Consider the following 11,873-nt stretch of genomic DNA (forward strand, 5'->3'; position numbering starts at 1 on the left):
CTATGTTTTTGGAACTTCGCAACCTCAATATTGGCTACCAGCAGCCACTCATTAAAGAAATCAACGCCCAAGCCCATTTAGGCGAAGTGGTTCTCATTATGGGGAATAATGGCATTGGTAAAACCACCTTAATAAAATCTATACTCAACCAGCTCAAGCCTTTAGCAGGGCAGATTTTCATCAATCATCGTGCTATTGCCACTTTAGCTCCAAAGGAAATGGCACAGCTAGTTTCCATTGTTTTTTCTAAATACACCCTTCCCGAAAATTATACTGTAACCGATTTGGTGGCTTTAGGCAAACTCATTCACTACCCATATTATTTTCAACTGACCTCGCAAGACCAAGCCGAAATACAAAACATCATTACCCATCTTGGGCTGGAGCATTATAAAAATCAAAAACTAACCACCCTATCCGATGGCAACTTGCAGAAGGCTTTTATAGGCAGAGCTTTAGCTCAAAACACGCCTGTAATGGTACTAGACGAGCCCACCACCCATCTGGACGAATACAACAAAATGGCTATCCTGACACTCCTACGAGAGTTGGCTCAACAGCACCGTAAACTTGTTTTATTCTCGTCCCACGATTGGCGATTGGCGAAAGATTTTTCCGACCAAATTTGGTTTCTAGAGCACGGCAAACTAACGGCAGGTATGGCAGAAGATGTCTTGTTAAAGCTACCACTACACACTCCACTAGCCGAAACTTACGCAATGCCACTCATCAATGCCCCAGAAAGAGAAAAAGAACTGCTATTGAGTTTCATTAAAAAACACACCAAAGCCAATCTTTCTTGCTATGAGTTTACCTATACCTCTACCGAATGGCTCATCACTACCCCACTTGCCACACACCGCTGCGGCTCCTTTGCAGAAATGTTACCACTATTTAAAGCCTAGATTGAGGGCTTTAATCCTAAACTTCGCACTTAAAACCATAAGAATTTATAGAGGCTAATTTACGGTCTAAAGGGTCTAATTTAATACCCAAAACCTCTACTTTAATGCCCATAGGCTCAAATGTAAGACCTAGAGGGTCTAATTTAATACCTAAAGGATTGATTTTAATATCTAGTAAAAGTTATCAAATAGCCCAAGGGATTTATTCTAAAACCTAATTTAACCCGTTGTGCATTATGAAATGAAAAAAACAAGAGTTGTTTATTAGACTGAAAATAAGTATATTGTTTTTGCTATAAAACGATATAAATGAACAACATAGAGCAAATATATGAAAGAATTTTGGAAGTTTTAGGACTTTTTTCAGAAAATCAACTGATTAGTTATCAGAGAAGAACACCTAAAATGAGCGATTTAGAAGTCATAAGTCTTAATATTACTGCTGAATACTTGAGTATTGATAGCGAATTACAGTTATTTAGAAAATTGCCAAACTCTCTGATAAACAAAATTGAAAGAAGTGTTTACAATAAGCGAAAACGAAGACTATCCCTACAAACAGAGCAAATTAGACAGCGTATTTCGATGGAGTTCAATGAGTTTGAAGATATTTTTATCGTTGATAGCATGCCAATGAAAGTTTGTGAAAACGTTCGTTCTACTCGTTCAAAAATTTGTAAAGAGCAATCCTATTCTTCACCAACATATGGTTATTGTGCTTCACAGAAATTATATTTCTATGGCTATAAACTACACGCAGTATGTTCTTTAAATGGTGTGATTAAGAATTTTGATATAAGCCCTGCATCCGTTCACGACATCCACTATTTAAAAGATATTGGTGAGCAAATGCGAAACTGTACTTTAATTGGAGATAGAGGCTATTTATCAGCAAAAGTTCAAATAGATTTATTTAACTATGCTAATATTAAATTAGATACACCAATGAGAAGTAATCAGAAAGATTATATTCCTCAATTTTCATTGTACAAGAAAAAGCGAAAACGAATTGAGACATTTTTCTCTCAACTTTGCGACCAATTTATGATTAAAAGAAACTATGCTAAAACTTTTGAAGGCTTTAAAACAAGGATAATCAGTAAAATAACCGCCGCAACGGTTATTCAATATATCAATAAATTTATCTTCCAAAGAAAATTAAATCATCTAAAAATCAGTATTATTTAAAATGCACAACGAGTTAGTTTCAATAGTTTTTAAGCAAAATCCAACCTTGTTTAACTTCGTTTCTTTGGGTAGCAGGGTCGTACCATTTTATAACATACCAATAAGTGGCACTAGGTAGTTCTCGTCCTTTCTCTGTACCGTCCCAAACCAAGTTACCACCAGATTCCGCTTTAAAAACAGGTTTCCCATAGCGGTCCATTATAATCATACTTACTTCTTTCATTTTATCTAAATGTTCCACCGTCCAAACATCATTTTTACCATCTCCGTTAGGCGTTATCACATTAGTAAATTTCAGAAAATAAACGGACAAAGGAGCTCCTAAACATCCAGTTGCCGACCTTACTTGTATTGTGTATTGGCTACCAGCGGGGTTCAAAAGTATATTGGACTGTTGCGGGACTCCGTTAAAAATGTAGGTGTAGGGCTGAACGCCTCCTTCGGCAGTAACTTCTATCCTATCATTATCGGTTGTAACATTTACAATTTTAGGTTGATTTTCGTCTGTTATCTTAAATGTTATTGTTGATGGGCAACCCACAGCGTTAACTGCTTCTACCGTATAAACACCCCACTGAACCTCAGAGTAATTTAAATTAAGACTTGTACCTGTTTTGATAGTACCGTCTGGTAGCTTCCATTTAATAGAAGTGAAATCAGATGCGTTGGATACCGAAACAGACACAGGTTCACCATAACACAAATGCACATCGCTAATAGGCAATATTTCGGTTGGTATTTTAACCTTTAAATCAAATTCAAAATCGCTAGGACATTGTCCTGTTTTTTTAGCAATACCATAAATTCTCTCTCCAAAAGCAATTTGATTTTGATAGTTCTGTGGATTACTTATTAAATTTGTTCTTGCTACATCTCTATAAAATTCGAGTGCAGCAGCATTGTCTGACGTAATTTGAGATTTCCAATCGTTAAGGTTAAAGGTGGCTATTCCGTCAAAGTTAGTATCACATATTTCAAATGTATTGATAGTATGATTAACCGTTACAGATGTATTTTGCACAAATGAAACTTGCTGTAAATCAGATATACAATCTGTTTCATTATTTTTAATGTAGAATTTTACTACATAAGGCAAAGCACTCCAAGAAAAATCTGAAGTGAGTGGATTTCCGCTCTCGTCTAAAAATGTATAGCTACTAGGATTACTGATAACCTTTGATTTAAAATTATCTAAAGTATAGCTACTTTCAGTACAGATTAAAATCTGATTACTTATCGCTTGTGGCTTCACTTTCTCTAGTAAATCATAATTGACTTGCCCAAAATATCCTCCATAATAAAAAATTTTTGCATAAGCTCGTCCTCGAGTGCTAAGATTATAGCTTCTCCACTCGGATTCTGTTAGCTTTTGATTACTACTATCATAATACTCAACAGTTAAATAGCGATTGCATCTTCCTCCATCACTAGTAAACCTCGCCAAATCTGTAATTGTTAAATCAAAAATAGAAGAACCGCAAGTAGACTCCCTTTGCTCTCTTTGACTTATAAAAGAAGGCTTAGGATTTACCTTCAATATCAAAGGATCTTGCACAATTACAAAACACTCTGTAACCTTATTTTTTACTTTTATATAAATCATTCCTCCTCCCCTATAATTAAGATTACTAATTAACTGTGTTAAAGCTGCATCTGTATAAAATGTAGCTTCAATATCCGGACTATATTCTAGCTCTCTTTTAGTTTGGTTAAGGTCAAAATATTCTGTAGAGTTAAAACAATGTTCAGGAAAAGGTGTTATAGGCATTACTCTAACTTCGTCCAAAAACTCAAAGTTTAGGTTTATGACACTTTCACAACTAAAATTAGGGTGTTTTATTTTTACCATAAGTTGTGTGTTTACTCTAGGATTTACCTCTTGCAAAGCACTATAAGTATTGCCTCCATCTACCGAATAAAGAAAGGTATAACCTCGACCTCCGAAATAAACATTTTCAAAACTTTCTCTAAGGTTATAAGTAGTTGTATCAAAACACACTCGCTCCGCTATTGGGTCTTTAGGTAAAGATAGATAACTTAATTTAAAACTTCTAATCTCTGTACAGTTGCTAGAAGACACTTTCATTTGCAATGTTTTTTCAACTCCTGTAGCAATGGTATACTTATAACCATTAGCTTCTGTAGCTACTACATTACCTTGTTCATCTAAAAACACTACTGTATATCCTGCTCCAGTTAGGTAACCTACCTTATCCAAAAGGTTAATTTCTCTTTGATTATTCCCTAAAGCATCACACTCTGTAAAAATCTGATTCTCTAGAAAGCCTATAGGTAGTAAATCAGAACTAATATCTACCGTTGTTCTAGCCGATTCTTGGCAACCATTGGCTTTAACATAGTAATTACCGTTTGTAGTCGCTATAAAAGAATTGCCTGTTGCCACTGCAAAAGATTCTCCTTCTTTGTACCATTGGTATACGATACCCGTAATAGGGTTTTGTACAGAAAGTTTATAACCCGCAGCACAACCTGTTTGTCTTTCAGAGCTAATACTTGGTGTTAATACTTTTTTAAACTCAACCTCTTGAGAAATGGGATTCCCTACAGGTGTGGTACCGTCTGAAAAAGTGATTTCGGCTTTTAGTCTTTCTGCATCATTTACAGGCAGGTAGGTGAAATTTCTATCTGTAGAGCGTTCTACACCATCTACAAACCATTTTGCACTCGGTGTAAGTGTTTGGTTAGGCGTAAATAAATAGGCTATATTTCCACTTTCAGTCCAGTTGGTGTTGTTGTAGTTACGAACAAATTTATGTTTACTTGCATCTGAATTTTGAATTCCTAGAATAGCGTTTTGTCCCAATCTCTTAACTACCCTAACAATAAAAGAATTATCTTCTAACAATAACACTTTAGAGCTAATTGTTCTATTATAGTCAGAATGAAGTTCTATAATATTCTCAAACGAAATTAACAAGCCCCTTTTACCGCTATAAATGGTTTGTGAATAGGTTATTTTATCATAATCGCTAGAGTTATAGTAACCTATATCTGTAAAACCTAAAAATAAATTAGCTAAACTTAAAGCCCTTGAAGGGTTTGAAGTATCTACCTGATTATAAATAATATTAGGCAACTGACGATTAGCCTCTGTACCATTACCACTATAAACTTTATCTTGATAATTGCTTTGATATAAATTCTCTAAATCAGCATTATCACCAAAAACCAATCTACCATTAGAACCTACAACAACTTTAGTATAGGTTTTGCCATAAAAACTAAAGGGAAAGCCAATATCTATAGCTTTAGAAAAATTACTATTTCCTGTTCTCCTTTCAAAAGGAACAAAAGTAGAAGGATTAGCTATATTTAAAGTAGTTTCTGTAATGCTATAATCTCCCGTACTCGTGGATTCAGCGTTCAAAGTTAAATTATAAATACTGCCTTCACAATAATGTACCGTCGCTGGCAAAGCTGTATTATCAGCACTATTTATAATTATTTGACTAAAAATAACAGAACTCCAAAGAAGTAAATAGGTAAGTATTAACTTTTTCATCTTACAAATTTGCGAAATTTATAAACAACTCTACTGCCTTGAATACGAAAAAAATAAACAAGTAGCATTTTTAAGAAAAAAACTTTTACATTTGTTCCCTTTTTAATGTTCATCTTTATAAGGTATGAAACAACTATTTAAAACAAAATCATATAACCCTAATGACCTAGGAAGCTCCTTTGTGAGAACCTTAGGGGTTTGGGACATTGTATTCTTCGGGATTGCTGCCATTATAGGAGCCGGTAGCTTTAGTAGTCTAGGCGAAGCTATTTTTAGAGGTGGTCCTGGAGTTATTACACTTTATATTATCTGTGGTGTAGCTTGTGGTTTTACGGCTCTATGTTATGCTGAATTTGCTAGTAGAATCCCTGCCGCTGGTTCTGCCTACACCTATGCCTATGCTAGTTTTGGAGAGCTTATAGCTTGGATAATAGGCTGGGCTCTAATTATGGAATATTCTTTTGGAAATATTTATGTTGCCTTTTCTTGGTCAGATTACTTTACTTCGTTTCTTTCTAGAATAGGAATTAATATACCTGACTACCTCACTTGTAGCTACTCCGAAGCTAAAAAAGCCTTTTTCAAAGGGTCTACTCACCCTGCCCTTATTTCGGCTTGGAAAAACGCTCCTGTTATTGGCGGATTAAAATTTATAGTGGATATTCCTGCCTTAGTTATCAATGGGTTAATTACTTGGGTATGCTACATTGGAATAAAAGAAAGTAAAAACTTTAACAACTTATTGGTAATCTTAAAACTTGCTGTTGTTATATTAGTGATAGCTGTAGGTGTATTTTACATCAATACAGATAATTGGACTCCTATAAGCAACATTACACACCAGCCTACAATGATGCCTAATGGATTTATTGGAGTGATGAGTGCCGTTTCTGGCGTATTTTTCGCCTATATAGGTTTTGATGCTTTGAGTGTTTTATCCGAGGAAACCAAAGACCCTCAAAAAACTCTTCCAAAAGGTATGATAATCGCTTTAGTACTTTGTACAGCCATCTATATGGTACTTACACTAGTACTTACAGGTATGGTAGATTATAGAAAGTTTGATGGTGTGGGTGACCCACTTTCATTTATTTTTGAACCTTCCAACGCCAATGTCGCGTGGATGGAACTTGTAGTTTCTGTTACTGCAATTATTGCGATAACCAGTGTTCTTCTCGTATTTCAAATGGGGCAACCTAGAATATGGTACTCTATGAGCCGTGATGGACTGCTTCCTAAAAAATTCCAGCAAATACACCCTACAAGAAAAACCCCTTCTTTTGCTACTATCATTACAGGGTTTGTAGTCGGTATTCCTATACTGTTTACGGATAAATCTTTCATCTTAGATTTTACGAGTATCGGTACTATATTTGCCTTTGTTTTGGTGTGTGGCGGCGTTCTACTTTTACCAAGAAAAGAAAAAGTAGAAGGTCGTTTCCAGATGCCTTACATCAATGCTAAATATATTTTCCCAGTTTTATTTACCAGTGGAGTCGTTTTCTTCTATAATCTCATTCCTGAATTTTTCAGTACTTTGATGGATTGGAACGACCCTGAAGAAGGAGAATTTAGATTGGCCATATTTATTTATCTAATCATTAACCTAGTTTTGTCTCTATTAGCTTTTGTTAAAAATCTATCTCTTATCCCTCTACTAGGATTAAGTTCTTGCCTTTATCTCCTTACGGGAATGACTCACGAAAACTGGTTCTGGTTTATTGTTTGGTTTGGGATTGGGTTGGTAGTTTACTTTGGTTATGGCTACAAAAACAGTAAACTTAGAGTACAACAATAAGTCAAAAAAAGATTATATTTGTAAGATGGCTAGAAACACTTAATTAAAATGACTTACGAAGAAAGAATAAAACAATCTGAAACGCACACTTTTAAGGTAGTATTTCCTGACACTACTAACCACCATAATACTATGTTTGGAGGTACTGTTATGAAAATGATGGATGAGGTTGCCTTTATTACTGCAACTAGATTTTCTAGAAAGACCATTGTAACAGTAAGTTGTGATAAAATTGATTTCAAAAAACCTATTCCTGCAGATACTTTAGTAGAACTTATAGGGAAGGTAAAATCTGTAGGAAACACCAGCTTAAAAGTAAGTGTAGAGGTTTTTATCGAAGAAATGTATGCTAACACAAGAGAAAAAGCAGTATTTGGTGATTTCACTCTCGTTGCTATAGATGAGAACAAAAAACCTATTAAAATACTTGACTAATTCTATCACTAAAAATAGTTTAATTCTTTTTGTTATTAAAATTATCAGATGACAGACAAAATGATGAAGGAAGAATTACTCCATAAAGCTATTAAAATAGCTCAAAATGCCCACCGTGGACAAACCGACAAATACAAGGCTCCTTATATAGGGCATGTGATGAGGGTAATGAATTACGGTAAAACTCTAGACGAAAAAATAGTAGGTGTACTACACGATGTTGTAGAAGATTGTCCAGAATACAGCATAGAATATCTAAAAAAACAAGGCTTCCCAGATGAAATATTATTTGCTATAGAATGCCTTTCTAAAACTAATCCAGAGGAAAGCTATGACGATTTTATTAAACGCATAGAACAGTCGCCACTAGCCATTGCTGTTAAAATAAATGATTTAACCGACAATATGGACCTGAAGAGAGTAAATAAGCCTCTCACAGAGAAAGATTTAAAAAGGTTTAATAAATATCTAAAAGCCTATCATTATCTTATAGAAAAATACTAATCGTAGGTTTTCGCTGAATCTTTAATCAGATGGTTGAGGGTTTTCATCTCGTTGGGTGTCAGCTCTCGCCACTTTCCTATTGGTAAATCTAGGTGGATATTCATAATTCTGATACGCTTTAGCTTCTTCACTTCGTATCCTAAGTATTCACACATACGGCGGATTTGTCTGTTTAATCCTTGAGTAAGCACAATCCTAAATTGCATTTTATCTAACTGTTCTACTTCACATTTTCTAGTAACTGCACCTAGTATTGGCACTCCTGCTCTCATCTGCTCTAGAAATTTATTGGTAATAGGCTTATCTACTCTTACAATATATTCCTTTTCGTGGTTGTTTCTTGCCCTTAATATTTTATTAACAATATCACCATCCGAAGTCAGCAATATTAAACCCTCACTGGGTTTATCTAATCTCCCTATCGGGAAAATGCGTTTGGGATATTTGATGTAATCAATAATATTATTCTTCTCTCGTTTAGTATCCGTTGTGCAAACAATACCCACAGGCTTATTAAATGCAATATAAACATGCTCTTCATTTGGTTCAGCAATAAGTTTTCCATCTACTCTTATTTCGTCTTCCGCACTTACTTTAGTCCCTAATTCTGGTATTTTACCATTGATGGTAATTCTCCCCTGTTCCAATATTTTATCCGCTTCCCTACGAGAACAAAAGCCTACTTCCGATAAATATTTATTGATTCTAACTTTTTCCACCCACTATAAATTTTTATTACTATAAAATACAATACCATAAGAGAAACCTATAAACCAATTCCCCATACTATAGCCTTCTAAAGACAGCTCAAACTTCTGCCCTAAATTGCGATAAATAGAAGCATCAAACTTGCCAACACTTAGTCCCCAATACGCCGTATCATTAGCTGCGGAACGATTGAACTGTTTACCCAATTTTAGCCCAATGTAGCCAAAATCGTGGTCTTCGGCTTTGGTAACAAAAATATAGGGATTGATGGTGTAATACAATAAATGATAATTATCCGAAACATAGCTATACTTAATTCCTCCAGAAATAGCCAACCAATTAAAAGGTTGTACGCCCAATTCAGAAGCAAACCCGTAAGCAAATTTTTCATCGCTTCGGCTATTATTTAATGTATGATTATTGGTGTTAGTATTATCTCTTCTAAGAATAGAGGCTAAATCTAAGCCTACATTGGCATTTACTCCCGTAAATATCCCCAACTTATCTGACTTTTGTTTTTGGGCAAAACCTCCTAAAAAGATAAATGTAAAACAGAAGACTAAAAATTTATACATTTCTTAAATATCATTAGCAAAACTAAACTCATTCGTTAAAAATTGCTCCGAAGCCTGTTCCACAGAAAAATCACCAATTTTGGTTCTTCTTAGCTGTGTAAGGTAGGCTCCTACGCCTAAAGCCTGACCTATGTCGTGTGCCAAACTTCGGATATAAGTCCCTTTAGAACACCCCACGCTAAACCTCACAAAAGGCCAATCAATCTCTATATTATCTATAAAGTAAATGGTGGTTTGTCTCTTCTTCAATTCTACTTCCTCTCCTGCTCTAGCAAGATTATATGCTCTTTCGCCATCTACTTTAATCGCAGAAAATATGGGTGGCGTTTGGTCTATCTCTCCCACAAAACTACTCAATGTTTCTAAAATTTGCTCTTTAGTGATGGCACTAATATCTTGTGGTAGTATTTCTGGTTCTTCGGTGTCATAAGAAGCCGTCTGGACTCCAATTTTTATTTCGGTGTGGTACTCTTTTGGAGCGTTTTGTATTTCTGGGATAGTCTTAGTTGCTTTGCCTGTACATACCACCAAAAGCCCTGTGGCTCTAGGGTCTAATGTACCTGCATGACCAATTTTAATCTTCTTTAGCTTAAACTCTCTTTTTAGTTTGAATTTTATCTTGTTAACCGCCTGAAAGGAAGTCCAATCCAAAGGCTTATCTACCAAAAATACCTGTCCAGCCTGTATTTCTTCTAATATCATCACTTCTATATTCTCTGCTACAAAAATAACAATTAAGTTTTACTCATTAACATCATCATAAGGTTTATTCATAAAATTAACATAGCTTAAAGAAATACTTTTTTGATATTTAATTAAATCAAATGAGAGTTAATTCTGTCGTAATACTTATATTTGCAGAGGAAATTTTAGTCCAAAGTAAATATTGATTTAATTAAAAAGTAAACCTATGAAATATAAAAGAATCCTTCTCAAACTTAGTGGTGAAGCACTTATGGGAAACCTACAATACGGTATAGATAACGACAGACTAAAGGAATATGCCGCAGAAATTAAGAAAGTAGTAGACCAAGGTTGCGAGGTCGCTATCGTGATAGGAGGAGGTAATATTTTCAGAGGGTTAGCAGGTGCTGCTAAAGGAATGGATAGAGTTCAGGGCGACTATATGGGAATGCTAGCAACCGTTATCAATGGTATGGCTCTACAAGGTGCTTTGGAAGACATTGGTATTAAAACAAGACTACAATCTGCCATTGAAATGGATAAGGTAGCTGAGCCTTTTATTAAAAGAAGGGCAACTAGACACTTAGAAAAGGGGCGAGTAGTCATCTTTGGAGCTGGTACGGGTAACCCTTACTTTACTACGGATACTGCGGCTACACTAAGAGCTATAGAAATAGGTGCTGATGTTATCCTTAAAGGTACTCGTGTAGATGGCATCTACGACAGCGACCCTGAAAAGAATAAAGATGCAGTAAAATTCAACAGCCTTTCGTTTGATGAAGTTTATGAAAAGAATTTAAAGGTAATGGATATGACTGCCTTTACTCTCAGCCAAGAAAACAAACTCCCTATTATTGTTTTTGATATGAATAAGGAAGGAAATCTACTAAAAGTAGTTCAGGGCGAAGAAGTGGGAACTGTGGTAAGAAACTAAGAATTTTATATAATTAAAAAATAATCATTAAATAAAATGGAAGAAATACAGTTGATATTAGACAATGCTCGTCAGGAAATGGACGCTGCGATTAAACACCTAGAACACGCTTTCTTAAAGATTAGAGCTGGGCGTGCTTCTACGGCTATGGTACAAGATGTAATGGTGGAATATTATGGTAGCCCTACGCCTCTTAACCAAGTTGCGAATATTTCTATCCCTGATGCGATGACTATTGCTATCCAACCTTGGGACAGGTCAGCTATTAAGGATGTAGAGAAGGGGATTATTAACTCTAACTTAGGGTTTGCTCCGTCTAACAATGGTGATACTATTATCCTAAATGTACCCCCGCTAACTGAAGAGAGAAGAAAAGACCTTGCAAAGCAAGCTAAAGCGGAAGCAGAACAGACTAAAGTAACTGTAAGAAATGCAAGACAAGACGCTATGAAAGACCTTAAGAAGCTAGACGGTGTATCCGAAGATATTATTAAAGATACCGAAAACGAGGTTCAGCAACTTACAGATAAGTACATCAGCATGATAGACTACCACTACAAACACAAAGAGGTGGATATTATGAAAATATAAAAACTAAAGCTACCTTTTTAGGTAGCTT

The 11,873-nt window shown here is 35.3% G+C and carries 11 protein-coding genes; 7 read left to right on the forward strand and 4 right to left on the reverse strand.

Annotated features, from left to right (window positions below; all coding sequences use genetic code 11):
- The first annotated feature begins 2 nt into the window (after positions 1-2).
- Together VIX88_RS01235 and VIX88_RS01240 are read left to right on the forward strand one after the other, a co-directional pair.
- Positions 3-905: an ABC transporter ATP-binding protein gene (locus VIX88_RS01235; RefSeq protein WP_153926466.1), complete on the forward strand. Its 903-nt coding sequence runs from the start codon at positions 3-5 to the stop codon at positions 903-905.
- A gap of 309 nt (positions 906-1,214) precedes the next feature.
- Positions 1,215-2,093, forward strand: coding sequence for an IS982-like element ISRa1 family transposase (locus VIX88_RS01240; RefSeq protein WP_324711485.1), 879 nt, complete (start codon positions 1,215-1,217; stop codon positions 2,091-2,093).
- A gap of 19 nt (positions 2,094-2,112) precedes the next feature.
- On the opposite strand, the gene VIX88_RS01245 is transcribed toward VIX88_RS01240, so the two are convergent.
- Positions 2,113-5,616 (reverse strand): T9SS type B sorting domain-containing protein, encoded by a 3,504-nt coding sequence (locus tag VIX88_RS01245; RefSeq protein ID WP_310503727.1) that lies wholly within the window; start codon positions 5,614-5,616, stop codon positions 2,113-2,115.
- Positions 5,617-5,740: 124 nt separating this feature from the next.
- Between VIX88_RS01245 and VIX88_RS01250 the strand changes: the two genes are divergently transcribed.
- From VIX88_RS01250 to VIX88_RS01260, 3 genes are read left to right on the forward strand one after another with little or no spacing between them, the layout of a single operon-like run.
- Positions 5,741-7,414, forward strand: coding sequence for an APC family permease (locus VIX88_RS01250; RefSeq protein ID WP_064968396.1), 1,674 nt, complete (start codon positions 5,741-5,743; stop codon positions 7,412-7,414).
- A 48-nt stretch (positions 7,415-7,462) separates the two neighbouring features.
- Positions 7,463-7,849 carry an acyl-CoA thioesterase gene (locus tag VIX88_RS01255; protein WP_064970449.1) on the forward strand — a complete coding sequence of 129 codons (387 nt, stop codon included), beginning with the start codon at positions 7,463-7,465 and terminating at the stop codon, positions 7,847-7,849.
- Between the two features lie 48 nt (positions 7,850-7,897).
- Positions 7,898-8,353 carry a phosphohydrolase gene (locus tag VIX88_RS01260; protein ID WP_064970448.1) on the forward strand — a complete coding sequence of 152 codons (456 nt, stop codon included), beginning with the start codon at positions 7,898-7,900 and terminating at the stop codon, positions 8,351-8,353.
- On the opposite strand, the gene rluF is transcribed toward VIX88_RS01260, so the two are convergent.
- The 3 genes from rluF to truB are packed head-to-tail and all read right to left on the reverse strand — an operon-like array spanning position 8,350 to position 10,338.
- Positions 8,350-9,072, reverse strand: a complete 723-nt coding sequence (gene rluF / locus VIX88_RS01265) for a 23S rRNA pseudouridine(2604) synthase RluF (RefSeq protein WP_064970447.1) — start codon at positions 9,070-9,072, stop codon at positions 8,350-8,352. The two genes, VIX88_RS01260 and rluF, sit on opposite strands and share 4 nt — an antisense overlap.
- 3 nt (positions 9,073-9,075) lie before the next feature.
- Entirely contained in the window at positions 9,076-9,636 is a 561-nt protein-coding gene (locus VIX88_RS01270; protein WP_064970446.1) for a hypothetical protein, read from the reverse strand.
- A 3-nt stretch (positions 9,637-9,639) separates the two neighbouring features.
- Positions 9,640-10,338: a tRNA pseudouridine(55) synthase TruB gene (gene truB / locus VIX88_RS01275; RefSeq protein WP_064970445.1), complete on the reverse strand. Its 699-nt coding sequence runs from the start codon at positions 10,336-10,338 to the stop codon at positions 9,640-9,642.
- A gap of 208 nt (positions 10,339-10,546) precedes the next feature.
- On the opposite strand from truB, the gene pyrH reads away from it, so the two are divergent.
- On the forward strand, positions 10,547-11,254 hold the full coding sequence (gene pyrH, locus VIX88_RS01280) for a UMP kinase (protein ID WP_064970444.1): 708 nt from the start codon (positions 10,547-10,549) through the stop codon (positions 11,252-11,254).
- 36 nt (positions 11,255-11,290) lie between these two features.
- Positions 11,291-11,845 (forward strand): ribosome recycling factor, encoded by a 555-nt coding sequence (frr, locus tag VIX88_RS01285; RefSeq protein WP_214193965.1) that lies wholly within the window; start codon positions 11,291-11,293, stop codon positions 11,843-11,845.
- Positions 11,846-11,873 lie beyond the last annotated feature (28 nt).

This window comes from Riemerella anatipestifer, assembly GCF_035666175.1.
Lineage (GTDB): Bacteria > Bacteroidota > Bacteroidia > Flavobacteriales > Weeksellaceae > Riemerella > Riemerella anatipestifer_D.